This window comes from Staphylococcus sp. MB377 (assembly GCF_001922505.1).
Lineage (GTDB): Bacteria > Bacillota > Bacilli > Staphylococcales > Staphylococcaceae > Staphylococcus > Staphylococcus haemolyticus.
Window position 1 is genome coordinate 174,027 of record NZ_MAON01000033.1, and the last position, 24,428, is coordinate 198,454.

25 protein-coding genes, 1 other RNA gene and 1 other annotated feature are annotated in these 24,428 nt (G+C 32.2%); of the genes, 1 reads left to right on the forward strand and 25 read right to left on the reverse strand.

The annotated features are described in order from the left end of the window. Nucleotides 1–83: 83 nt before the first annotated feature. The 23 genes from ssrS to BB045_RS08100 form a co-directional block, all read right to left on the reverse strand. Nucleotides 84–274, reverse strand: a non-coding RNA gene (ssrS, locus tag BB045_RS07995) — 6S RNA. A 234-nt stretch (nucleotides 275–508) separates the two neighbouring features. Further along, nucleotides 509–2,275, reverse strand: a complete 1,767-nt coding sequence (aspS, locus tag BB045_RS08000) for an aspartate--tRNA ligase (protein WP_070580819.1) — start codon at nucleotides 2,273–2,275, stop codon at nucleotides 509–511. Nucleotides 2,276–2,292: 17 nt separating this feature from the next. Next, nucleotides 2,293–3,564, reverse strand: coding sequence for a histidine--tRNA ligase (hisS, locus tag BB045_RS08005; RefSeq protein WP_070580821.1), 1,272 nt, complete (start codon nucleotides 3,562–3,564; stop codon nucleotides 2,293–2,295). A 360-nt stretch (nucleotides 3,565–3,924) separates the two neighbouring features. Beyond that, on the reverse strand, nucleotides 3,925–4,800 hold the full coding sequence (locus tag BB045_RS08010; RefSeq protein WP_070839179.1) for an N-acetylmuramoyl-L-alanine amidase family protein: 876 nt from the start codon (nucleotides 4,798–4,800) through the stop codon (nucleotides 3,925–3,927). Then, nucleotides 4,797–5,249 carry a D-aminoacyl-tRNA deacylase gene (gene dtd, locus BB045_RS08015; RefSeq protein ID WP_075140657.1) on the reverse strand — a complete coding sequence of 151 codons (453 nt, stop codon included), beginning with the start codon at nucleotides 5,247–5,249 and terminating at the stop codon, nucleotides 4,797–4,799. The genes BB045_RS08010 and dtd overlap by 4 nt, the downstream gene beginning before the upstream one ends. Before the next feature lie 15 nt (nucleotides 5,250–5,264). Beyond that, nucleotides 5,265–7,454 carry a RelA/SpoT family protein gene (locus tag BB045_RS08020; RefSeq protein ID WP_011275585.1) on the reverse strand — a complete coding sequence of 730 codons (2,190 nt, stop codon included), beginning with the start codon at nucleotides 7,452–7,454 and terminating at the stop codon, nucleotides 5,265–5,267. A 367-nt stretch (nucleotides 7,455–7,821) separates the two neighbouring features. Further along, nucleotides 7,822–8,340 carry an adenine phosphoribosyltransferase gene (locus BB045_RS08025; RefSeq protein WP_070580827.1) on the reverse strand — a complete coding sequence of 173 codons (519 nt, stop codon included), beginning with the start codon at nucleotides 8,338–8,340 and terminating at the stop codon, nucleotides 7,822–7,824. A gap of 21 nt (nucleotides 8,341–8,361) precedes the next feature. Next, nucleotides 8,362–10,635, reverse strand: a complete 2,274-nt coding sequence (gene recJ / locus BB045_RS08030) for a single-stranded-DNA-specific exonuclease RecJ (RefSeq protein ID WP_070580829.1) — start codon at nucleotides 10,633–10,635, stop codon at nucleotides 8,362–8,364. Nucleotides 10,636–10,776: 141 nt separating this feature from the next. Beyond that, nucleotides 10,777–13,062 carry a protein translocase subunit SecDF gene (gene secDF / locus BB045_RS08035; protein WP_070580833.1) on the reverse strand — a complete coding sequence of 762 codons (2,286 nt, stop codon included), beginning with the start codon at nucleotides 13,060–13,062 and terminating at the stop codon, nucleotides 10,777–10,779. Nucleotides 13,063–13,291: 229 nt separating this feature from the next. Next, nucleotides 13,292–13,552, reverse strand: a complete 261-nt coding sequence (gene yajC, locus BB045_RS08040) for a preprotein translocase subunit YajC (RefSeq protein WP_011275581.1) — start codon at nucleotides 13,550–13,552, stop codon at nucleotides 13,292–13,294. A 15-nt stretch (nucleotides 13,553–13,567) separates the two neighbouring features. Then, entirely contained in the window at nucleotides 13,568–14,707 is a 1,140-nt protein-coding gene (gene tgt, locus BB045_RS08045; RefSeq protein WP_037536731.1) for a tRNA guanosine(34) transglycosylase Tgt, read from the reverse strand. 19 nt (nucleotides 14,708–14,726) lie between these two features. Then, nucleotides 14,727–15,752: a tRNA preQ1(34) S-adenosylmethionine ribosyltransferase-isomerase QueA gene (queA, locus tag BB045_RS08050; protein ID WP_070580836.1), complete on the reverse strand. Its 1,026-nt coding sequence runs from the start codon at nucleotides 15,750–15,752 to the stop codon at nucleotides 14,727–14,729. A 12-nt stretch (nucleotides 15,753–15,764) separates the two neighbouring features. Then, nucleotides 15,765–16,760, reverse strand: a complete 996-nt coding sequence (gene ruvB, locus BB045_RS08055; protein ID WP_037536735.1) for a Holliday junction branch migration DNA helicase RuvB — start codon at nucleotides 16,758–16,760, stop codon at nucleotides 15,765–15,767. A 53-nt stretch (nucleotides 16,761–16,813) separates the two neighbouring features. Next, on the reverse strand, nucleotides 16,814–17,419 hold the full coding sequence (gene ruvA, locus BB045_RS08060; protein WP_075140658.1) for a Holliday junction branch migration protein RuvA: 606 nt from the start codon (nucleotides 17,417–17,419) through the stop codon (nucleotides 16,814–16,816). A gap of 12 nt (nucleotides 17,420–17,431) precedes the next feature. Next, nucleotides 17,432–17,887 (reverse strand): ACT domain-containing protein, encoded by a 456-nt coding sequence (locus BB045_RS08065; RefSeq protein ID WP_070580841.1) that lies wholly within the window; start codon nucleotides 17,885–17,887, stop codon nucleotides 17,432–17,434. Nucleotides 17,888–17,898: 11 nt separating this feature from the next. Next, the gene (gene obgE, locus BB045_RS08070; protein ID WP_075140659.1) at nucleotides 17,899–19,191 is read right to left on the reverse strand and encodes a GTPase ObgE; all 1,293 of its coding nucleotides are present in this window, start codon (nucleotides 19,189–19,191) and stop codon (nucleotides 17,899–17,901) included. Between the two features lie 152 nt (nucleotides 19,192–19,343). Continuing rightward, nucleotides 19,344–19,628, reverse strand: a complete 285-nt coding sequence (gene rpmA / locus BB045_RS08075; protein WP_011275573.1) for a 50S ribosomal protein L27 — start codon at nucleotides 19,626–19,628, stop codon at nucleotides 19,344–19,346. Nucleotides 19,629–19,639: 11 nt separating this feature from the next. Beyond that, nucleotides 19,640–19,960, reverse strand: coding sequence for a ribosomal-processing cysteine protease Prp (locus BB045_RS08080; RefSeq protein ID WP_037536746.1), 321 nt, complete (start codon nucleotides 19,958–19,960; stop codon nucleotides 19,640–19,642). 3 nt (nucleotides 19,961–19,963) lie between these two features. After that, nucleotides 19,964–20,272, reverse strand: a complete 309-nt coding sequence (gene rplU / locus BB045_RS08085) for a 50S ribosomal protein L21 (RefSeq protein WP_002448968.1) — start codon at nucleotides 20,270–20,272, stop codon at nucleotides 19,964–19,966. Nucleotides 20,273–20,285: 13 nt separating this feature from the next. Then, nucleotides 20,286–20,362 (reverse strand) — a sequence feature (ribosomal protein L21 leader region). 46 nt (nucleotides 20,363–20,408) lie between these two features. After that, on the reverse strand, nucleotides 20,409–20,918 hold the full coding sequence (gene mreD / locus BB045_RS08090; RefSeq protein WP_070580843.1) for a rod shape-determining protein MreD: 510 nt from the start codon (nucleotides 20,916–20,918) through the stop codon (nucleotides 20,409–20,411). Then, nucleotides 20,918–21,754 (reverse strand): rod shape-determining protein MreC, encoded by an 837-nt coding sequence (gene mreC, locus BB045_RS08095; protein ID WP_070580845.1) that lies wholly within the window; start codon nucleotides 21,752–21,754, stop codon nucleotides 20,918–20,920. The genes mreD and mreC overlap by 1 nt, the downstream gene beginning before the upstream one ends. Before the next feature lie 196 nt (nucleotides 21,755–21,950). Further along, nucleotides 21,951–22,073 (reverse strand): hypothetical protein, encoded by a 123-nt coding sequence (locus BB045_RS12440; protein ID WP_011275568.1) that lies wholly within the window; start codon nucleotides 22,071–22,073, stop codon nucleotides 21,951–21,953. Nucleotides 22,074–22,153: 80 nt separating this feature from the next. Then, a complete protein-coding gene (locus tag BB045_RS08100) occupies nucleotides 22,154–22,630 on the reverse strand; it encodes a DUF4930 family protein (protein ID WP_075140660.1) in 477 nt (158 codons plus the stop codon). 165 nt (nucleotides 22,631–22,795) lie between these two features. Between BB045_RS08100 and BB045_RS08105 the strand changes: the two genes are divergently transcribed. After that, the gene (locus BB045_RS08105) at nucleotides 22,796–22,975 is read left to right on the forward strand and encodes a hypothetical protein (protein ID WP_011275566.1); all 180 of its coding nucleotides are present in this window, start codon (nucleotides 22,796–22,798) and stop codon (nucleotides 22,973–22,975) included. Between the two features lie 56 nt (nucleotides 22,976–23,031). Here the strand turns inward: BB045_RS08105 and BB045_RS08110 are convergent, their stop codons facing one another. Both BB045_RS08110 and radC read right to left on the reverse strand, forming a co-directional pair. Continuing rightward, a complete protein-coding gene (locus tag BB045_RS08110; protein WP_075140661.1) occupies nucleotides 23,032–23,313 on the reverse strand; it encodes a hypothetical protein in 282 nt (93 codons plus the stop codon). 69 nt (nucleotides 23,314–23,382) lie between these two features. Next, the gene (gene radC, locus BB045_RS08115) at nucleotides 23,383–24,069 is read right to left on the reverse strand and encodes a RadC family protein (RefSeq protein ID WP_037550985.1); all 687 of its coding nucleotides are present in this window, start codon (nucleotides 24,067–24,069) and stop codon (nucleotides 23,383–23,385) included. Between the last annotated feature and the right edge of the window lie 359 nt (nucleotides 24,070–24,428).

The window sequence follows — 24,428 nt, forward strand, 5'->3', positions numbered from 1 at the left end:
CCTTTATAAAAAACAATACGATAACTATATGTTAACAGAAAAAGACAAATAAAAATACGCAAGACATAAAGTCTTGCGTACCGGTAGAGTCCGTGATTGCCGTAGTTATAAAAAGCTTGATCATTCGGCCTGCTATATACAGGTGGGTGCCCTGTTTCTTGTTTTGCAAGTCCTCCAATTGAGGCGTGTGCGCTGCAAGAAAACCTATTGGGCTCCCTGATCAAAAAGTGTTAGGCCCAAATAAAAAGCAAACATACGAACAATACAGATGACTACCTTATGTTTATATATTACCACAGAGGTTTAAATAAAGAAATCCTTATGAACTAGATAGAAATGTATATTTTGTGATTCAAAATTTTAATTATATTAAATTTACATAATATTATTATAGTGTTTATTGGCTAAATATAATTCTGCAACAAAACAAAAAAACACTAAATAAAAGTCACCAAAATCAATTGTGATTTTGATGACTAATGTATTTATATCATTTTATATGTTAAATCTAATGACGAATACGTAAAGAAAGCTCTTCTAATTGTTTGTCTGAGACTTCACCTGGTGCATCTGTAAGCAAGCAAGTCGCAGAAGCTGTTTTAGGGAATGCAATTGTATCACGTAAGTTTGTACGATTAGTTAATAGCATTACTAAACGGTCTAAGCCTAGTGCAATACCGCCATGTGGTGGTGTACCATATTTAAATGCATCTAATAAGAATCCAAATTGTTCTCTAGCTTGTTCTTTAGTGAATCCTAATACTTCAAACATTTTTTCTTGTAATTCACCGTCTGCAATTCTGATTGATCCCCCACCTAATTCATAACCGTTTAAAACGATGTCATAAGCATTCGCTTGTGCATTTTGAGGTTCTGAATCTAATTTACTAATATCTTCTTGTTTAGGTGAAGTAAATGGATGGTGTGCAGCTACATAACGTTTAGCATCTTCATCATATTCTAATAACGGCCAATCTGTTACCCATAAGAAATTAAGTTTATTTTCATCGATTAAACCTAATTCTTTGGCAATTTTAATACGTAAAGCACCTAAACTTTGAGCTACTACATTTGGTTTGTCAGCGACAAACATTACTAAGTCTCCTGATTCAGCCTGTGTAAGTTCTTTTAAAGTCGCAACATTTGAATCTTCAAAGAAACGAGCGATTGGACCACTCAATCCATCATCAACAACTTTTACCCATGCTAAACCTTTAGCACCATAAATATTTACGAATTCTGTTAATGCGTCCATGTCTTTACGAGTATAATTGTCGGCTGCACTTTTAGCTACAATGGCTTTTACTTCGCCATTATTTTCAACAGTATCTTTAAATACTTTAAAGTCCATTTCACGACCTAACTGCGATACATCTTTAAGTTCCATATCAAAACGAGTATCAGGTTTATCTGAACCATATCGTCTCATCGCTTCTTCATAAGTCATTCTAGGGAAAGGACCTGATACGTCAATGCCTTTAACATCTTTAACAACTTTTCGTAACATTTCTTCACCCATTTCAATCACATCTTCTTGATCAACGAAACTCATTTCAATATCGACCTGAGTGAATTCAGGTTGACGATCTGCACGTAAATCTTCATCACGGAAACATTTAACAATTTGATAATATTTGTCAAAACCACTAATCATTAATAATTGTTTAAATAATTGAGGTGATTGTGGTAATGCATAAAATTCTCCTTCATGAACTCGAGAAGGTACTAAATAATCTCTGGCACCTTCTGGCGTAGATTTAGTTAAAACAGGAGTTTCAATATCGAAGAAACCATTGTTATCTAAATATTCACGAATAGAGCGTGTTGTTTGATGTCTCATTTTGAAAGTTTGTGCCAACTCTGGTCGTCTTAAATCTAAATAACGGTATTTTAAACGGATGTTTTCATCAACATTTTGATTTTCTTCATTAATAGAAAATGGTGGTGTTTCTGATTTATTGATAATTGTTATATTAGAAACTTGTACTTCTACTTGACCAGTTTTAATTTTAGGATTCACAGTATCTGGATCTCTCTTTGTTACTGTTCCCTCAACTTCAACTACATATTCTGATCTTACTGATTCAGCTACACTTAAAGCTTCTTCAGAAAAATCAGGGTTAAAGACGATTTGCACGATACCTTCTCTGTCACGTAAATCGACAAAGATTAAACCACCTAAGTCACGACGATTATGAACCCAACCTTTTAAAGTAACTTTTTGGTTTAAAAGTTCTTCTGTAACTAAACCACAATACGTTGTTCTTTTACTCATTTATATTCTCCTTTTTATTATTTATTTTTTTCTTTAAAATAATTTACTAAGTTATTTAAGTTAATAGTTTCTGTTTCACCTGTTGACATGTCTTTGACATCAATCACTTCATTTTCAAGTTCTTGATCACCGATAACAACTGTATATTGAGCATTCAAGCGATCAGCTTGTTTCATTTGTCCTTTAACTTTACGTTGTAAATAATCTTTGTCGGCTTTTATACCCGATTTTCTGAGTTGATTTAAAAGCTTAACGCTATATCGTTCAGCTTCTTCACCCATAGTAACGATGAAAAGATCAAACGTATCCTCGACGTCCAAATCAATTCCTTCTTCTTCAAGCGCCAATAACAATCTTTCAATACTTAAAGCGAAACCAATACCCGTTTGATTTGGTCCATCTAATAATTCAAGCAGTCCATTATATCGACCACCACCACATAAAGTAGTTATTGCACCATCATAATTAGGATTATCCATCATTAATTCAAAAGCAGTGTGTGTGTAATAATCAAGACCACGTACAAGGTTAGGATCTTCAACATATGAAATACCTAAATCATCTAAGTGAGTCTTCACTTCATTAAAGTAAGCTTTTGAATCGTCATTTAAGTAATCAGTAATTCTTGGCGCATTTTTAACCGCTTCTTTATCTCTATCAATTTTGCAATCTAGTATTCTCATTGGATTTGTGTGTAATCTTGATTTACAATCATCACAAAATGTATCTATCACTGGCTCAAAATGACGTATTAGTGCCTCATTATATTCTTTACGTGAATCAGCATCACCAATACTATTGATAACTAATTTTAAATGTTTAAGGCCGAATGATTCATAGATATGCATCACCATAGCTAGAACTTCAGCATCCATGCTCGGATTTTCAGCGCCAATCGCTTCAACACCGAATTGAGTGAATTGACGGTATCGCCCTTTTTGTTTACGTTCATATCTGAACATTGGCCCATTATAATATAATTTAACAGGCTGATTTGGAATACCTTGCATTTTATTCTCAATGTATGAACGTACAACAGCTGCTGTTCCTTCTGGTCTTAAAGTTATGCTTCTGTCACCTTTATCTTTAAAAGTGTACATTTCTTTTTGTACGACATCTGTAGAGTCACCCACGCCACGTGCAAACAAATCTGTACTTTCAAATATAGGCGTGCGAATTTCTTTATAATTATATAATTTCATTAATTTATCAAGTTGATTTTCAATGTAACGCCATTTACTAGAATCTTCAGGTAAGATATCTTGTGTACCTCTAGGAATTCTAATCACACAATCACTCCTTCTTTGTATTTTTACAAACTCCCTTTAATAAAAAAAGTCCCTTATATAGCATTTCTGCTATACAAGGGACGAATCGCCGTGTTGCCACCCTAATTGTAATTAAATTCGTTAGTAAAACTTAATTACCACTCAAAACGTGTAACGTACGTAAAACGGCTTAATCTATTAAAGCACCTGTTCTTGTGTTCAAAGTAATAAATTACTCAGTATAATCTTACAGCCATGGATTATATCTCTTCACAATATCAATTATTGCTACCTCTTTCATTTACACTTTCAAGAATCATAACGGTATTATATATAAAGTTCACTAATTATAATAACGAGTTTATGCTTAGTTTGCAAGCTTTAAGAGGCAAAATATTGTTTTAAACCATCCACTACAGCTTCTTCTACAACTTGTCGATGAATTTGATCTCGTATCATTACCTCATCTGTTGGATTACTTATATATCCTAATTCTAATAACACGGCTGGCTTATTGGTCTGTCTGAGTACTTGGAAGTTCTCTTGTCGAGTTCCTCTATTAGACAACATGGCTTTCTTTTGTATGTTTGTATTTAACGTTTCAGCTAAAGCTTCTTGATTATTTTTATACCAATAAACAGTTGCACCATTAGCATTAGGACTATCAAGAGAATCATTATGTATACTAATGTATGCGTCACCATTAAGTTTTCTATCATCTAAGCTAACATATGTATCATTAGAACGTGTTAATTTAACTGTTGCCCCCTCTTTTTCAAGAGCACGTCTCAATTCTTTAGCTGTTTTTAAAGTATAGTTCTTCTCCAAACTCTTTTTTGAAGTATTACTAGATGCACCCTGGTCATTGCCTCCATGGCCAGGATCTAAGACAATGACCTTATTTTTCAAAGGGTTTACTTTTTTATTCGCATCTGCTTCAATATTTAAGCTTGTGTGCCATCCAGCTATCCAACCTTTTTCAGAACCATCTCTGCTTTCAACTTCTATCCATTTACCTGATTTACTCAATCTAGTAAACGTATCACCTTTTTCGACTTGGTAAATCACAGGATAAGCAGCATTTGGACCAGTTCGTAATTCAGCATTCTCTGAAACTGTAATTCTATTACTCCCTTGATCACTATGATTCATTAGCATAAATAATAATATTAAAAATAATATAAAAGCACCTACAACAATCAATGTTGTCAGATTTTTAAGGTCATGTTTAGATAACCATGCATCTATTTTGTTCATATTATTTTGCCATCCTGACTTTCATAAATAATAGTAACTGGACCATCATTGATAATTTCAACTTCCATATCAGTACCAAATTCACCTGTTTTCACTTTAACGTCATAAGCTTTTAAAGCAGTGTTAAATTTTTCGTATAACACATTGGCTTCTTCAGGATTTTTTGAATTTGAAAATCCTGGTCTATTCCCTTTACGTACATCAGCATATAAAGTAAATTGAGAGATAGATAAAATTTGACCTTCAACTTGTTGGATATTTAAATTAAGTTTGCCATTTTCATCTTCAAACAAACGAGCGTTAATAATCCTTTTAGCAACTGCATCTATATCTGCTTCTGTTGTATCCTTACCTATTCCGACTAAAAGACAGAAACCCTTGTCGATTTCATTGTGAATGCTGTTATTTGTAACTGCTGCTCTTTTTACTCTTTGTACAACTACTTTCATATTAATAGCACCTCATTAATTCCAAACTCTTGACACTGTATATACATCACTTAATTGTTTTAGTTTTTCAACTACACGGAATACATCATTAACATTACGCACCATAACACTAATAGTGATAATTGCATTCTTATCAGTATCAGACCGTCCATTGATTTTAATAATACTTCCGACTGTAGAGTTAACGGCTTGTATTACTTCATTTAATAAACCATTACGATCATATGCACTAACTTCTAAATCTACTTGGTATCGTTGAGTAGAATCTTTAGATTTAACCCACTCAACTGCTATTAATCGTTCTGTTTCATTTTTAACATTTGGACAATCTGTACGGTGCACTTTTATACCATGTCCTTTAGTGATATATCCTACAATATCATCTCCAGGGATTGGATTACAACATTTTGAAAGCTTTATCAATACATTCTCTATACCTTCGACATAGACACCACTATCAGTGATGATATCATCTTTAATTGGAAGTGATTTAATAACTTCCTGCGCCTCGTTTAGCGCTTTTTGTTTATCTTGTATACGTTGTCTTTCGGTCAATTTATTAACAACCTGTAAAGCTGTTACACCACCAAATCCAACTGCTGCAAATAGGTCATCATCATTAGCAAAATTGTATTTCTCATTAACAACTTCTATATTTTTATCAGTTAAAATATCATCTACTCTAAAGCCCTGTTCTTTAATTTCTGCTTCGACCATAAACTTACCTTTTTCAATGTTAGATGAACGGTCTTGTTTTTTAAAGAAACCCTTAATTTTACTTTTAGCACTTGATGATTTAACTATCTTTAGCCAATCTCTACTAGGTCCATAAGAGTGTTTACTTGTACGAATTTCAATAATATCTCCGGTTTGAAGAACATAATCAATAGGAACAATTTTACCATTAACTTTTGCACCAATCATCTTATTTCCGACTTCGCTATGAATAGCATAAGCAAAATCTATTGGAACCGCACCATAAGGCAATTCAATAACATCACTTGCAGGTGTGAAAGCGTACACTTTATCACTTTGTAAATCATATTTCAGTGATTCCATAAATTCTTGTGCGTCAGATGATGTATGATCAGCTTCAGCTAATTCTTTTAACCAATTTAATTTATTTTGAAAATCTTGATTCTTCTCATTAACTGTTTTTCCTTCTTTATATGCCCAATGAGCTGCAACACCATGTTCAGCTATTTCATGCATTTCATATGTTCTAATTTGTATTTCTAAAGGGTCACCATTAGGACCAACGACAGTTGTATGTAGAGATTGATACATATTCTGTTTAGGCATGGCAATATAATCTTTAAATCTTCCAGGCATTGGTTTCCATAATGTATGGACTAACCCTAAAATTGCATAACAATCATTAATAGAATTTACAATTACACGAATAGCTAATAAATCGAATATTTGATCAAACTGCTTTTTCTGCTTCATCATTTTTCGGTATATGCTATAAATATGTTTAGGTCTACCGCTAATTTCTCCAGTGATGTCCATTTTAATCATTTCTGTTTGAATTTTATCTATTGCATTAGCGATATAAGCTTCCCGTTCACTACGCTTTTTCTTCATTAAATTGACAATACGGAAATACTGAACACTGTCTATATATCTAAGTGCAGTATCTTCTAATTCCCATTTAATCGTATTAATACCTAATCTATGTGCCAATGGTGCATAAATTTCTAGTGTCTCTTTAGAGATACGCACTTGTTTTTCTCTAGCCATAGCTTTTAATGTTCTCATGTTATGTAATCTATCGGCTAATTTGACAAGTATCACTCGAACATCTTTTGCAATTGCAATAAATAGTTTACGATGATTTTCTGCTTGTTGTTCTTCTTTAGAACGGTATTTTACCTTTTTAAGTTTAGTAACACCATCGACAATTCGCGCTATTTCTTCATTAAACATATCTTTAACATCGTCAAATGTATATGGCGTATCTTCAATGACATCATGCAGAAAGCCTGCCACTATCGTTGGACCATCTAAACGCATTTCTGTTAATATGCCCGCTACTTGAATAGGATGCATGATATACGGAAGACCATTTTTGCGGAACTGTCCTTGATGGGCTTCATAAGCTATATGGTAACTTTTTAGGACATATTGATAATCATCAGTTGACAAATATGATTTAGCTTTATTTAGCACCTCATCAGCGCTATATGGATACTCGTTATTCAATATATGACACCCCAACTCATTTGTATTTCAAATACTCAACTCATATTCGAATTTTTGAAAATTAAGAAAACATACATTGTCCTTCATTAATCCGAGTATATCATCTATTTAGATATAGAAATGCGAGTATTACTTTAATTTTATCAAATGTTAAAAGAACTACAAAAGCCTTAACATTTTTATAAATAATAGTTCTATGATACTACAAGTTTTTAAATAAATAAATGGTGTTACGCTGAAATCAAATCAAGTAAACAATTTAACGAAAAAAAGGGAATGAGATAGAATCCCATTACGAATTCATTATCTCATTCCCAAAAATTGTTAGACATTAAAAGCATGTACTATGTCTTTTAATTATAGTCACCTATTCATCATATGAAATTAAACTCATCACATCATAATCTTTAATTTTTTCAATACCGTTTAAATATTTAAGTTCAATTATAAATGCAATACCTACGACGATTCCTCCTAGTTTTTCAACTAGTTTAATTGCCGCCTCTATAGTACCTCCAGTAGCTAATAAGTCATCAGTTATAAGAACACGTTGACCTGGTTTAATTGCATCATTGTGCATTGTAAGAACATTTGTACCATATTCTAAGTCATATTCATATCGGATAACTTTACGAGGTAATTTACCCTCTTTTCTCACGGGCGCAAAACCAATACCCATTGAATAAGCTACAGGGCACCCAATTATAAATCCTCTTGCCTCAGGACCTACAACTATATCAACGTCTCTCTCCTTAGCATATTTTACAATTTGATCGGTAGCATAACCATAAGCTTCCCCGTTATCCATAATTGTTGTTATATCTTTAAAACTGACTCCCGGTTTAGGCCAATCTTGCACTTCCGAAACATATTGCTTTAAATCCATATATCTATTTCCTCCTATTTACTAACCCTTCTGTGATTTGATCCAAGTTTTTAATTGCGTAAAATCATCATAAAGTAAAAGTTTCTCAACTTCCATTCTGGATTGTCTTAATTGATAAACACGACTTGTTTCAATATTTTGTTTGTTAGCATTATCTACAATTTTAATTATACCATTTTCGTCAGTTACAAAACCTAACTCATAAAATACTTTAAGCATAAATTTTAAAATATTAGGTTTAACATTCAAATGTTGACATAGTAACATACCCTCTTGTTCAAGATTGGTTTCTTTTTTGGTCATTAGCGCTTTGAAACAGCTTTTAAATTGATTTGACGAGGGCATACCATCAAAATATATACTCTGCTGATGTTGCAAAACTAAATAGAGTTGTGAATAATTTAAGTTTTTGAGACTATCTTTAAGACTGTCTAAATCGTTTGGCAAGTCTCTTAAAATTACTACTTCATGTTCTTGATCGATTTTATCACCATAATAATAGTAATTATGATTCAATTTTTCTTTTTTAGGGTGTATTAAAAAAGCAACTCTAGTATCGTTTGGGTCTATATTTAATTGTTTATGTTTACTTCGGTAATCTAATATTTGTTCTTTATTCGTTGCTATATCTTGAATAATAAACTGTGGTGATTGATTTCCGTTCCATTCATTGATTTGTAAATTTCCTAGTAGATTGATTGGTTGACCAGGTTCAATTTGAGTTGCTAACTGACCATTTTTCCAAAATAGGCTTTGTAATTGTAACTGACCGGTTACTAATTTCAAATGGTTTTTATCTTTTCCAATTGCTCTAACATCAACGACTTCATTATCATCAATTTCCAATAATGGTTTTTCAAAGTCTGTGCCAAATGGACTTAGTCTTTGAATATCACGAATGTTATTTATAGAAATATCATTCTCTTCTAATTTAACTGATACATGTTTTGTCGGCTCTAGTGACGTATGTTCTGATAATTTAAACATCCAGTCATTCAATCCTTGCTCTAAAGCTTCAATATAATCTATTTCCATAGTCATACCCGCAGCCATATGATGACCACCAAACTTAGAAATTAAATCTTGATGTGCACTCAAAATTTCAAACATTGAAACTTGTTCTATACTACGAGCTGATCCTTTAGCATGATTTTGTTCTAAATCAATATTCAGAATTAAGGTAGGTAATGCATATGTCTCAACAATTTTAGATGCTACTATACCTAAGACACCTTCATGCCAATTTTCTTTAGCTAATAGTAAAAATTGATTGCCATTATTCACTTTTTCTTCAGCAATGGCTAGTGCCTCATCAGTTATCTGAGCTACTATTTCTTTACGTTCAACATTAAAATGTTCTACTTGTTCAGCTAGAAATTCAGCTTCTTCTTCATCCTCGGTCATTAATAACTCCGCAGCTAACGATGCATCCTCTAATCTACCAACAGCATTAAGTCGAGGCCCTATAATAAAACCTACAGTTTCTTCGTTAATCGTGTTATTATAACCAGCTTGATTAAGTAATGCTTTAATTTGAATTGGACAGCTTTGATTTAAAAATGATAAACCTTGTTTTACTATAGAACGGTTTTCATCTGTCATTGACACTAAATCTGCTATAGTACCAATCGCAGCTAAACTTACAAAATAATTAGGAGGATTGTCTAATAAAACTTGAGATAATTTGTAAGCTACACCAGCACCGCATAAAAAGTGAAATGGGTATTCATATTCTGGATGCATTGGATGAACGATGGCATACGCTTCAGGCAAAGTACGTCCAATTTCATGATGATCAGTTACTATGACATCAACTCCTAGCTTTTGTACCATTTCAATCTCTTTATGACCTTGTATGCCATTATCGACAGTTATGATGAGAGACACGTCTTCATCATAGGCATTTCTAAATGCAAGTTCATTAGGACCATAACCTTCTGAAAATCGATTAGGAATATACCAACCCACTTCAGCACCTAATGTCTGCAATGTATTAACTAATATAGTTGTAGAAGTGACACCATCGGCATCATAATCACCATATACCAATATACGCTCATTTTTATCAATTGCTTCATTGATTCGAGTCACCGCTTTTTCCATATCACTTAATAGCCATGGATCGTGGTTAATGATAGTTTCATCTAATATAGCTTTAATTGACTCATCATCAGTTATCGATTTACTTTCAAGAAGTTTTTTTATAATCGGTGTTAATTGATATTTTTTTATTAAAGTTTCATTTATGTATTCTGTTGGAGGTTCATAGAGCCAGTTATATTTAGATTTAATCATGTAATTATCCTCCCTTTTTCCAAAAGCCATTATACCGAAAATTCAACTAAATAAAAAGTAAACAACGTTAAGTTGATAAAACTATTAATGATACTAGAAAAAGAGTAGAACATTGAATGCAATGTCCTACTCCCTACTAATTTATACTAAAATCTTTTCATCATTTGATTTTTTCTCTTTGTATACCGTTAATTTACCGTTATCTGCTTTTTTAAGTTGTCGTTTCTTCATTATACCCCATAAAGGTACAGCGATAAATACTGAAGAGAATACACCAGATACTAATCCAATTAATAATGCTAATGCGAAATTGAATAAGCTTGATGCCCCAAATATTAAAATCGCAACTACGACAACAATTACTGTTAAAACAGTATTAACGGAGCGAGTCATTGTTTGACGAATAGAGCGATTAACGATGTCATCGATTTGCTCTGGTTTGGTAATGACTTTAATTTTATGCAGATTTTCTCTTACACGGTCAAATGTTACAATCGTATCATTAATTGAATAACCTACGATAGTTAGTACTGCTGCAATAAATGTAATATCAACTTCCAAACGAAGTAAGCTGAATAATGCAACAATCATAAAGACATCATGCAGTAATGCTAATACTGATGATAGACCCATTCTCCATTCGAATCTTAGTGAAACATAGATAATAATACCTATTGCCGCATAGATAAGAGCCTTCATAGCGTTTTTAGCTAATTCTTGTCCAATCATTGGTGATACTGTATTTACAGTTGGTTTATGACCGTATTCATTGTTCACTTTTTTGTTAAGTTCTACAACTTCATTTTTAGATAAATCTTTCTTAAATTGCACAGTTGCTTGTTTATTCTCACTACCATTTATTTGAACTTGATCTGGAGTTAATCCCATGTCTTTCATCGTACGTTCAACTTTAGGTTGAGACAATTTTGTATCAGAGTCGATATCAACACGCGTACCTGCAGAGAAATCAATGCCTAAGTTTAATTTGAATATACTTAAAATCACAATACCAACAATCAAAATCAGAATACTGAATCCGATTAATGGTTTGGCTAATTTAACAAAATTCCACTTTTCATATGAAGTTTTAAGATCATGAACATTTACACCTTCATTAATATCATGTCTATTTTTCTTACTAACTCCAAATAGCCAGAATTTCTTCTTAAAGTAATTAGATGATACAAGTAATGATAATAAACCTCTTGATAAAAATACAGCTGTTACAAATATCATAAGAATACCTAAAAGTAACATTGTCGCAAAACCTTTTACTGAACTTTCACCGAAGAAGAATAATACACCCGCAGCAATAACTGTAGTTAAGTTCGAGTCAAATATCGTTAAGAATGAACTCTTGTTTGCTTTAGAGTAGGCTTGTTTTAACGTCCTACCAATTCGCAATTCATCTTTTATCCGTTCATACATAATTATGTTCGCATCTACAGCCATACCTACACCGAGTACGAGAGCTGCTAATCCTGGTAATGTAAGAACACCAGAAATGAAATTAAATGCTATTAATGTAAGATAAATATAAACAGTCAATGAGATGATAGCAACTAAACCAGGTAGCCTATAGAAACCGACCATAAATAGATATATAATTGCTACGCCTATCGCTGATGCAAACATTGTTTTATCAAGTGCATCTTGACCAAACTGTGCACCTACTGAATTAGAATAAATTTCTTTTAAATCAACAGGTAGTGAACCAGCATTTAGTAATTCTGCAATTTGTTTAGCTCTTTCTACACCTTGTTGACCATGGAATCCACCTGAAATTTCAACACTATCTGAATTAATAGGTTGATCTACTGAAGCAGCTGAAATGTATTTACGTTTATCTTCAGTTTTTTCTAACTCTTTATGGTAGCTATCACCTTTTTTATAATCAAGCCATACTACCATCATATTTTCTTGTTTTTTCGAAATTTCTTCTGTTACTTTTTTAAATTTAGCACGATCTTTTAATTTAAATGTAACAGCTGGTTCATTAGTACCTTGCTTAAATTCTTGTTTAGCTGAACCTTGTACAATATCTTTACCAGTTAATTTAACTTTATCATTGGCATCACGAATAGTTAAATTGGCTTGGGAAGACAATATTTTACGAGCTTCATCTGGATCTTTAACACCTGCTAATTGAACTCTAATTCTGTCTGGATCCTCAACTTGAATATGAGGTTCAGATACACCGAGAACATTGACACGATTTTCCAAAGTTCTAGCAGTCGATTGTAAGGCTTTCTCATCAATTTTTTTATCACCATCTAATGGTTTAACTTGATAAAGAACTTCAAATCCACCTTGTAAATCTAATCCAAGATTTACGTTTTTAACTACATTCTTATATGTAAGCCCCATTCCAACGAACAAAACGGCTACAATTAGTATGAATGCAATTATCCTACTAAATTTCTTCACATGAACACCTCATTGTTTACTTATGTACTAAGAATAATCTTTTAATAAACCATGTGCAAGTTAATTAAAAATTACATAGTTATTACATGACCTATATATATTAACATACTACATCTTTTAGTTAAATTAAGATTATTACGCATATACATATAATATAAAAAACTGTCAACATAGTATGAACTTTGTCGACAGTTTTAAATAAATAAATAAATTTCATTTCCCCTTAACTTTAAGAAGGGTCTACTTGTTTAATTGCTGGTTTTTCAAAAGTCATTTCTGTTCCATGACCATTAACTGTGATAACAACTGTAGTTTCATCAACAGCTTTAACAGTTCCTTTCAAACCACCAATAGTAGTAATACGTTGACCAGATTCGATTCGGCTAATCATTTCACGATGTTCTTTAGCACGTTTTTGTTGAGGTCGAATTAAAAAGAAATAAAATACTATAATTAAAATTATAGGTAAAATAAGTGCTGAAACGTTCATTATGTTGTCTCCTTATTAGAAATTTTTAGGGTTTTCTACATTAAGCCCATATTGTTCAAAGAATTCATCTTTAAAATCTAAAAGACGATCTTCTCGAATAGCTTGTCTAATATCTTCCATCAATTTTAGCAGAAAATGTAAATTATGAATAGTAGTAAGACGGATACCAAAAGTTTCTTCAGCTTTAATCAGATGTCTGATATAAGCACGTGAATAATTCTTACATGTGTAGCAATCACAATTTTCATCTAGTGGTTTAAAATCGTTTGCATATTTAGCATTCTTAATTACTAATCTTCCATTTGAAGTCATACATGTACCATTTCTAGCAATACGCGTTGGTAATACACAATCAAACATATCCATGCCACGTATGCTACATTCAATTAATGCATCAGGAGAACCTACGCCCATTAAATAACGAGGTTTATCATCTGGCATATATTGCACTGTATGTTCAACCATTTCATACATAACTGGTTTAGGTTCGCCTACCGACAATCCACCAATAGCATATCCAGGGAAATCTAAAGCAACTAATTCCTTAGCGCTTTGTTCTCTTAAATCTTTATATTCGCCACCTTGAATAATACCAAAGAGTGCTTGGTCCTCTGGGCGCTTATGTGCGTTTAAACAACGCTCAGCCCATCTCGTAGTGCGTTCAATTGAATCCTTAACATACTTATATTCAGAAGGCATAGGTGGGCATTCATCGAAAGCCATCATTATATCTGAACCTAAGTCATTTTGTATTTCCATTGATTTCTCTGGACTTAAAAATAACTTTGATCCATTTGTATGGTGTCTAAACTCAACACCTTCTTCAGTTATCTTACGGAGATTACTTAAACTAAATACTTGGAAACCACCTGAATCAGTAAGAATAGGGCCATCCCAATTCATAAACTTATGCAGACCCCCAGCTTGTTTGATAATATCATTTCCAGGTTGTAACCACAAATGATACGTATTTCCTAATATTATTTTCGCTTCTATTTGTCTTAATTCTTCAGGACTCATTGTTTTAACAGTTGCTTTTGTTCCTACCGGCATAAACATAGGCGTTTCAAAAGAACCGTGCGGTGTATGAACGATACCTAAACGTGCACCTGATTGTTTACAAGTCTTTATATGTTCATAAGTTACTGCTGGCATATTTAATACCTCTCATTCATTAAATAATTAACATCGCATCTCCAAAACTGAAAAATCTATATTCTAGTTTAACAGCTTCTTTATATGCGTTTAAAATGTTTTCTCGACTACTAAATGCTGATACAAGCATGACTAAAGTTGATTTAGGTAAATGGAAATTAGTAATTAAACCATCTATAGCTTTATATGTAAATCCTGGATATATAAAAATATCAGTCCATCCACTAACAGCTACAAATTCATTGTAATCACGACGAATAGTCTCTAGAGTCCTTGTTGAGGTTGTACCTACAGAAATGATTCTATGACCTTCTTTTTTTGTTTGATTTAATAAGTCAGCTGTTTCTTGGCTCATTTGATAATATTCACTATGCATTTCATGGTCATTAATATCTTCAACACTTACAGGTCTAAATGTTCCTAATCCAACATGCAATGTTATAAATGCAATATTTATACCTTTTGCTCTAATTTCATGTAAAAGTTCATCTGTAAAATGCAACCCTGCTGTTGGTGCTGCTGCAGAACCACTTTCTTTAGCGTAGACAGTTTGATAGCGGTCAGGATCATCTAACCGTTCTTTTATATATGGCGGTAAAGGCATTTCACCGAGTTCATTTAATCTTTCCTCAAGAATTCCTTCATAATGCAAACGCATGATACGTCCACCTTGATCCAATTCCTCTATACATTCAGCTATAATCTTACCCTCTCCGAAAGACAACTTATTCCCAACTTTAATTCGCTTTGCTGGTTTAAGTAAAACTTCCCAATCATTATTCTCAATTCGAGTAAGCATAAGCATTTCAACTTTTGCACCAGTCTCTTCTTTTAAACCAAATAATCGTGCAGGCATAACACGTGTATCATTTAAGACAAGTGTATCACCAGTTTCCAAGTAATCAATGACATCTTTAAAATGTTTGTGTTCAATGTTACCACTGTGTCTACCTAACACTAACAATCTACTTTGGTCTCTATCTTTTAAAGGGGTCTGAGCAATTAATGATTCAGGCAGGTCATAATCAAATTCCTCAACATTCATTTTTTATATCCCTCATTTATTAAAATTTTTGAAATGTTCGTATGCAAATGCAGTAGCTTTTCTACCTCTTGGTGTACGCTCTATAAATCCTTTTTGAATTAAAAAAGGCTCATAGACATCTTCAATTGTTATACGCTCCTCACCGATTGAAACAGCTATAGTATCAAGACCCACAGGACCACCATCATATTGATTAATGATGCATCTCATCATTTTATGATCAATGTAGTCTAAACCTTCTGCATCTACTTGAAGCAATTGTAAAGCTTGTTTAGTTGTCTCAATATAAATCTGTTCATCTTCATTGACTTGTTGAAAATCTCTAACTCGTTTCAATAAACGATTTGCGACTCGAGGCGTTCCTCGTGAACGTTTAGCTAACTCAGTTGCACTTTCATCATCAATTTTTGTATTTAACACTTCTGCTGTTCGAATTATAATTTCCTTTAAATCATTTTCATTATAATATTCTAATCTCAGATGAACGCCAAATCTATCTCTTAGTGGACCAGTTAAGCTTCCAGCCCGTGTAGTCGCACCTACTAGCGTAAATGGAGGCAAATCTATTCTAATACTACGAGCTTCATCACCTTTTCCAATGATAATATCAATGAAGAAATCCTCCATCGCTGAATATAAAACTTCTTCAACGGTGCTGCTTAAACGATGAATTTCGTCAATAAATAGTACATCCCCAGGTTGCAAACCAGATAGTATTGCTGCTAAGTCACCTGGTCTATCTAATGAAGGACCTGAGACAGTTCTTATATTAACGTTCATTTCATTTGCGATAATATTGGATAGTGTTGTTTTACCTAATCCTGGTGGTCCGAATAGAAGTACATGATCTAATGGCTCTTCACGTAGTTTAGCAGCTTTAATGAATACTTCTAAGTTGTTCTTTATTGATGATTGCCCAATATATTGTTTTAACATTGTTGGTCTAAGTGATAATTCGAAAGAAGTTTCTTCACTATGCAAAGATTGATCAACCATTCTGTCATCCATAGTTTCTCCCCCCCAGTTACATTAGTAGTTGTAAATAATATGATTTTTATAATTTAAGACACAAGTGTTTTTAGTCCTAGTTTTACTGCTTTATCAACAGAATCAAATGTTGATTTGTTGAGTACTTTTTCAACTTTAGAAATTTCTCGTTTTGAGTAACCTAAAGCTTCTAGGGCGAGTAATGCTTCTTTAACTAGTTTTTCGTTATTTGAACTTTCTTCATTGATGCTTAAAAGTGTCTCAGTTGTTTCATTTGTAATTTGAACTTTGCCTTTTAGATCCAGCACAATTTGACGTGCAGTTTTCTTACCAATACCTGGAAACTTAGTCAAATAAACATCATTCTCATTTTCAATTGCTATTTTAACTTCATTTGGTGTACTAGTAGCTAAAATTGCTAATGCAGACTTTGGACCTATACCTGTAACTTTGATTAAACTTAAGAACATATCTTTTTCTTCTTCATTAATAAATCCATAAAGTAACTGAGCATCTTCTCTAACAATTAAAGATGTATAAATTACTAATTCTTTCTCCAAATATTTTTGAAATCGATAGGAATTTGGAGTCTGAATTTCATATCCAACCCCATTAGTTGATTCAACAACTACATGCGTTGGAAATAATTGCGTCAATTTACCTCTAATATAAGCGTACATTCGTTACCTTCCTTACATACTCATACTTATTAATTCAACTTTAGAAACATGTTCAATATTTCTTAATGCCTTTATAATTTCATCAATTGAAATGGTGGTATCTTTTGCGCTAAGTGATAATGTTATCGTAGCTTTCTCTTCCATTGGTACACTTTGATGTATAGTAAGAACAGATAATTGCAATTTAGAAACCTTATTAAGTACTTGCGCTAACATCCCAACAATATCATTAACATAAAGAATAAGCGTAAATTCACGATGATTTAACATTTTTTCATCTACAGGGAAGATTGTTTCTCTATATTTATAAAATGCACTACGTGAAAGATCAAATAATTTAACAGCTTCATAAATGGACAATTCCGGATTATTTTTTAAAGCATCTTTAATTTTTAATGTTTTTACCACTGATTCAGGTAAGACATCTTCACGTATCAAGTAAAACTTTTTATAATCTTTGTTGTCCACTGTTAGCACTCCTATTCTACAAATTCAAATTCTCCACCTAAAATTCTAACGATGTCTCCATTACTACAGCCACGTTCTCTCAGTGCATCATCAATACCCATTGAACGCATTTGTCTAGCAAACCTTCTTACTGCTGGGTCACTATTAAAGTCTGTCATTTTGAACATTCTCTCAATTGCATTACCACTTACTACATACGCACCATCGTCGTCTCTAGTGATAGTGAATTTATCTTGAGAAGGCGTATGTTTATAAAGTACACGGTTAACACCTATTTCTTCATCGTTATCAACGCTAAAGTCAATATCTTTAACTTCATCTAATTTATCTGCTATAGCGTATAATAACTGTTCAATATTATCTCTTGTAATTGTAGAAACAGGAATTATCGTAATGCTATCATCTACTTGTTCTTTAAATAAAGTTAAATTATCTTGTGCATCGGGCATATCCATTTTATTAGCGACCACAATTTGAGGTCTATCCTCTAATCGTTGTTTATAATTTATTAATTCTTTATTTATAATTTGGTAATCATCAAATGGATCTCTACCTTCTGATCCACTCATATCTATCATATGAACAATCACTTTTGTACGTTCAACATGTCTTAAAAACTGATGTCCTAATCCAACACCATCTGAAGCACCTTCAATTAAACCTGGTAAATCGGCCATAACAAAACTTCTATTGTCAGGTGTTGAAACGACACCTAAATTTGGCTTAATTGTAGTAAAATGATACGCACCAATCTTTGGTTTTGCTTTTGAAACTATTGACAATAATGTTGATTTACCAACACTAGGGAATCCAACTAATCCAACATCTGCTAATAATTTAAGCTCTATTATTACATCTAATTCTTCACCTGGCTCACCATTTTCACTAAAGTCTGGTGCTGGGTTTCTAGGTGTAGCAAAACGAGAGTTACCTCGTCCACCTCGTCCACCACGAGCTACAACAGCACGTTGGCCATCTTCAACAAGGTCAGCTAATACTTCATCAGTTTCCACACTTTTGATTATTGTACCAGGAGGTACTTTTAACACTAAATCATCTGCACCTCTACCATGCATATTACTACTTTGCCCATTCTCGCCCTTTTTAGCTTTAAAATGACGTTGGTATCTAAAATCTAATAATGTTCTTAATCCCTCATCTACTTCAAAAACAACTGATGCGCCCTTACCACCGTCGCCACCAGCTGGTCCTCCAAACGGAACATATTTCTCTCTTCTATAGGCAGTGATACCATTACCACCATCACCAGCTTTAAGAGATATTGTAACTTGATCGACAAACATATATCTCACCTCTTTTACGATTTGTTCTTTAATGACAACATTATAACATTATCCATTAAAGCATGAAAAATTAACACTATAAAGTTACTACTTTTGTATTAAAACAAAATAAAACACCAGAAGTATTCACTTCTGGTGTTAACTAGACAAAATTATTCAGCTACTGCGTATACAGAAACTTGTTTTTTGTCGCGACCTTTACGTTCGAAACGAACAACGCCGTCGATTTTAGCGAATAATGTATCATCGCCACCACGACCTACATTTTCACCAGGATAAATTTTAGTACCACGTTGACGGTATAAAATAGAACCGCCTGTAACGTATTGACCATCAGCACGTTTAGCACCTAAACGTTTTGATTCTGAGTCACGACCGTTTTTAGTAGAACTTACCCCTTTTTTAGATGCGAAGAACTGTAAGTTTAATTTTAACATCGGGATACACCTCACTTGTAATTTAATCTGATATTTTCATTATATTCATCTTCAATCGTTTGTAAAGAAACTAACATTGCTTGAAGAATTAATTGCGCTTGTTCATTGTTTGTATCTACACTTCTTATATGAAAATGACCTCCATCATCCTCATAGTCAATGTCTGGTTTCTCAGAAGTTAAACCTAGAATTGCATTAACGCTTCCAAATAAAACCGCTGAGGCACCTGCACAAACAATGTCATGTCCATATTCACCATGATTAGCATGACCATCCATAATAACGTCTGTTACTTTTCCACTATCATTAATAGTGATGTCAACTGTAATCATAAATTAAGCGTTGATTTTATCAATAGTTAATTTAGTATATGGTTGACGATGGCCTTTTTTACGTTTAGAGTCTTTACGACGTTTATACGTAAATACAGTGATTTTTTTACCGCGACCTTGTTTGTTAACTGTAGCAGTAACAGTAGCACCTTCAACAGTTGGGGCACCAACTTTAACTGAATCGCCACCTACAAATAATACTTTATCAAATGTGAATGAGTCACCTTCATTAACATCTAATTTTTCAACGAAGATTTCTTGACCTTCTTCTACTTTAATTTGTTTACCGCCTGTTTCGATAATAGCAAACATACTTTGCACCTCCTATATTAATAAGTCACGCCATATATAGGTGACATTAAAAATGTTCTTAAACCTATATTTGAGCGGTTGTATGTAGCTATAAAACTACTCAACTATTGCATCTTACCATTACTAAATACCGGTGTCAATCTTGTATATGAGTTTTTTTCATAAATTTTATAAAAACTGGGAAAAGTATAATAAGTAAAATGACATTTAATATAATAGTTGGAATCATTCTTAATAAGATGAAATTGATTATATCAATATTAGCAAATCCAATCACACCATAAATAATTGCTACGTAAATTTCGAAAACAATAATACTAATAATACTCAAAATACAAATCATTGTATAATCTCGATAAAAAACTTTAAGAAATTTATCAAATATAACGACAAGTGCTAAGTAACCAAACATATATAATCCATAGACACTGCCGACATATATATCAGTTACGATTCCAAACAGAATTGCGAATATTAATCCGATTCCAAAGCCACGATAAATCGTTATCAACAAAATATACAACAAAATTAAGTGAGGAATAAAATTAAACTCGAAATGACCAAGATGCATTGGGATTAGAAGTCCAATGATACTGTCAATGTAAAACAGTACTACACCAACGATTAAGTACAAAAATACTCTCATCAATTGTCCCTGCTTTCATCGGCAGCGTTGTCAGGATCTTTTTTGGCGATATATATGTGGCTAATATCGGATAAATTAGCGCCTGTTTTAACTCTAACTTCTTTTGCTAATCCATACTCATCATTTTCAACTTTGGTCACTTCACCTATGTATAAATCACTTGGTAATTGATCGGCCAACCCACTAGTTATGACCTTATCGCCTTTTGAAATCTTATCTTTATTATTGATATTGCCAATGACTAGTTCTTGATTCTTTTTATCATACTGGTCGATTAAGCCAAATACATTTTTAGAATCGTGTTGAATGTTAACAGACAATTTACCTGTTCTAGTGTTAGTAGATAATAAGTCTACTTGTGCTGAAAATTGGTTAACTTTCGTTACTCTTCCAACTAAACCTTCAGCTGTCATAACAGCCATATTTGATTTAACACCGTCTTTATTTCCTTTATCAATGATTACTGTATTCATCCATTGGTCAGCATTTCTAGCGATTACAGCACCAGAAATTGGATCATATTTAGAAATATCAGTCATATCTAATTCTTTTTTTAAATCTTTATTTTCCGCTTCTAACTTTTCATTTTTAGCCTCTAGTTGTTTTACTTTCTTGTTGTCAGTTGTTTTATTTGAGCTAAAAAGATTATTTATCGCTCCAGTAACAAAATTGACAGGATAGCTCACGACTCTTTGCCCAAGAGAAACAGAATCCCCCACATATTGTTCAGGAGGTGATTGTGTATGTGACCTTAATGACAAACCAATCAGTGCAATAAAAATTATAACCGCACAAAAAACAACAATTAATTTGTTATTTTTAAAAAACTTTTGCACTTATAACACCTCTACAAATTCTTATTTAAATCATCCTTTATTATTTTATATTACTCGTTGTTTGAAATAAAGCACTAAGTTCATTCTATATCAACATCTTTAATTAAAAAAGAGATTAGATATCACGACTATTACGCAATGCGTCAAATAGTTAGTGGTACCTAATCTTAATAAACTCAGTATGAACTCAATTTAGTTATTTATCTTTATCCTTTTTATCATCATCACTATAAAGTTTTTCATCTTTTCTCCATTTAGCGAAAAGATTTTGTGCTTTAGCTTGTTCATTTGCTTGTTTTTCTTTAGATTGTTCAGACATGTATCACACCAACCTTTAAAATATAGTTTATAACTTAACCATAACGTAGAAAATAAACTAGTTCAATTATGAAAACTTAATTAATATGCATCAAAAGGCTTTAATTCAATATATTGACCAAGTGCATTCAAATCTTGTTCCATTTCTATTTCAGTTCGATATACTTTTATCTGATCACTACCAAATTTATAAATAATGAATTCGTCATTACGTTGTCCAGCAATGTAATTGTCATTATATCCCATTCTTCCTAAGCATGATACCGCCATAAACTCTTTCTTATCTATGTATTTAAATACATTTTTTGTTTGACTTGCCGGGATATTTTGTAAAATATCATTATCCTCAAGCACATAACGCTTACCTTTTGTTGATATGTTATGAGGACGATTTAAATTGTTTGGTGAGTTATTCAACTGCTCGTTGTTTATAGAATGATTTATCGGATTCCAATCTTGATCCCTTAGAAATGGTGCGTATTTTAATGCAAAATATATAATACAAATAATAGCTATAACTGCAATAATATTTTTTATAATACTAAGAAAAAAACGCATTAAATACCCTCCAATAGTAATCTTTATTATAATAGAATAATACTATATCAACATCAGTCTTTAGCATGATAATGGTATGTACTAAAGTATGATTCCAAATTAATCCTAGATGCTTTATAATAAGGTTATATTATCGTTTATGGATATTCATGAGGAGTGTTGATAATGAGTATTGTGAGTATCATTTTAATTGCATTACTTGTGATATTGTTATTTAGAGTTGGGTTTGCAATTCTTAGATTTATAATATCTGCAGCCTTAATATTATTAGGATTATATTTAGGATATCAAGGCATACTTTGGATTATGGAAAATTTCCAAGTACTATCAGCCTATATTCAATAAATTATTAAACTAGCCATGTCTCAATTCTTGTAGGATTGATATTGCAATGGCTAGTTTTATTTTTTAAATGTATGTGTCAGATAGTTAAATAATTTATATACACCTGATAATAATAGTCCCCATATTACCCCTGTAATTAACGAGGCAAAAATTAATGATGCTATATTAGTATTTTGACCGCTAATCAGTACACCTATTACAGAAAATAAGACAATCCCTATCATAGATAAAACAATTGTCGTGAACATTTCCTTAAGTCCAATCGTATGTTCTTTGATTGTCTGTCTAAGAACATAAACTACTGGTATCAAAATTCCTATTATTAAAAATAATGTCATAATGCACCTCTATAAAATTTTTCAACCACAATTATACAGGATTACTAATATTTTAAACAAATGATACCATTAATTACTCAAGTCAAAGTAACCTTCTTCTACTAAACTAGCATATTTTTGATCACCAATAATTATATGATCAAGGACTTGAATTCCTAGTAATTCACCACATTCCTTTAATCTAATTGTTGTTTCAATATCTTCTTTAGAAGGTGTGACATCGCCAGAAGGATGATTATGTAAAACTATAATCGCATTACTAGATGCTCTAATAGCTGCTTTGAAAACTTCACGTGGATGTATTACTGAAGAATTTAATGTCCCTTTATAGATTGTTTCTTCTTTTATCACAATATTTTTAGAGTTTAATAAAAGTACTACAAAATGTTCTTGAGTCAAATCTTTCATTTTTGACATCATAATATTAGATACATCACTTGGTGATGTTATCTTAATTTTTTCATTAAAATCTCTAGCATACATTCTTTCACCTAATTCAAAAGCAGCTTTAAGGATGACTGCTTTATATAGTCCAATTCCTTTAATTGTTGTTAAATCATTAATTGATAAATGTTTTAGTTCTTTCAAACCATTAAAGCTAATCATTAATTCATTAGCAATATCTAAACTTGAAAATCCTTGTCTTCCTGTATTTATAAGAATTGCTAATAACTCACTATTAGATAAACTTTTTGCTCCATTGTGAATAAGACGCTCTCTAGGTAATTCAGACTTTGCCATACTTTTAATTCTCAAACTAGATCAACCTTTCTAAATGTATAATAGCGTGCTCTGGTATAAATAATTTGTCATCATAAAACCAATAAACATGAATGGTACAAAAGGAATATAAGTTTGCTGTTTCATTATTAATAAAATTGAAGAAACTATAATAGCGATTATTAGCGTATAAAGAAGAAATATCAAATAAAAGTGATATGGGAAAAAACAAGATAAGATACTTAAAAGTAATATATCACCATATCCTATTTGTCTTGGAAAAAGAAAATAATATAGATGAAATATTAAAGTGAAGAATATAAAGGTTGAAAAATAAATCATCGTGATTTTTGCACATACAATAGTATATAGAATTATTATGACTATATTAATTG

Bases quoted from the DNA above. Each gene is read 5' to 3' on its own strand.
- tgt (WP_037536731.1), bottom strand. From the start codon at position 14,707: ATGCCAGCAGTAACTTATGAACATATAAAGACTTGTAAACAATCAGGT.
- obgE (WP_075140659.1), bottom strand. From the start codon at position 19,191: ATGTTTGTCGATCAAGTTACAATATCTCTTAAAGCTGGTGATGGTGGT.
- mreD (WP_070580843.1), bottom strand. From the start codon at position 20,918: ATGAGAGTATTTTTGTACTTAATCGTTGGTGTAGTACTGTTTTACATT.
- BB045_RS12440 (WP_011275568.1), bottom strand. From the start codon at position 22,073: ATGTCTGAACAATCTAAAGAAAAACAAGCAAATGAACAAGCTAAAGCA.
- BB045_RS08100 (WP_075140660.1), bottom strand. From the start codon at position 22,630: ATGCGTTTTTTTCTTAGTATTATAAAAAATATTATTGCAGTTATAGCT.
- BB045_RS08080 (WP_037536746.1), bottom strand. From the start codon at position 19,960: ATGATTACAGTTGACATCACTATTAATGATAGTGGAAAAGTAACAGAC.
- ruvA (WP_075140658.1), bottom strand. From the start codon at position 17,419: ATGTACGCTTATATTAGAGGTAAATTGACGCAATTATTTCCAACGCAT.
- recJ (WP_070580829.1), bottom strand. From the start codon at position 10,635: ATGATTAAATCTAAATATAACTGGCTCTATGAACCTCCAACAGAATAC.
- BB045_RS08025 (WP_070580827.1), bottom strand. From the start codon at position 8,340: ATGGATTTAAAGCAATATGTTTCGGAAGTGCAAGATTGGCCTAAACCG.
- yajC (WP_011275581.1), bottom strand. From the start codon at position 13,552: ATGAACGTTTCAGCACTTATTTTACCTATAATTTTAATTATAGTATTT.
- ruvB (WP_037536735.1), bottom strand. From the start codon at position 16,760: ATGGATGACAGAATGGTTGATCAATCTTTGCATAGTGAAGAAACTTCT.
- aspS (WP_070580819.1), bottom strand. From the start codon at position 2,275: ATGAGTAAAAGAACAACGTATTGTGGTTTAGTTACAGAAGAACTTTTA.
- dtd (WP_075140657.1), bottom strand. From the start codon at position 5,249: ATGAAAGTAGTTGTACAAAGAGTAAAAAGAGCAGCAGTTACAAATAAC.
- BB045_RS08110 (WP_075140661.1), bottom strand. From the start codon at position 23,313: ATGACATTATTTTTAATAATAGGAATTTTGATACCAGTAGTTTATGTT.
- BB045_RS08010 (WP_070839179.1), bottom strand. From the start codon at position 4,800: ATGAACAAAATAGATGCATGGTTATCTAAACATGACCTTAAAAATCTG.
- rplU (WP_002448968.1), bottom strand. From the start codon at position 20,272: ATGTTTGCTATTATCGAAACAGGCGGTAAACAAATTAAAGTAGAAGAA.
- rpmA (WP_011275573.1), bottom strand. From the start codon at position 19,628: ATGTTAAAATTAAACTTACAGTTCTTCGCATCTAAAAAAGGGGTAAGT.
- BB045_RS08105 (WP_011275566.1), top strand. From the start codon at position 22,796: ATGAGTATTGTGAGTATCATTTTAATTGCATTACTTGTGATATTGTTA.
- queA (WP_070580836.1), bottom strand. From the start codon at position 15,752: ATGAATGTTGAGGAATTTGATTATGACCTGCCTGAATCATTAATTGCT.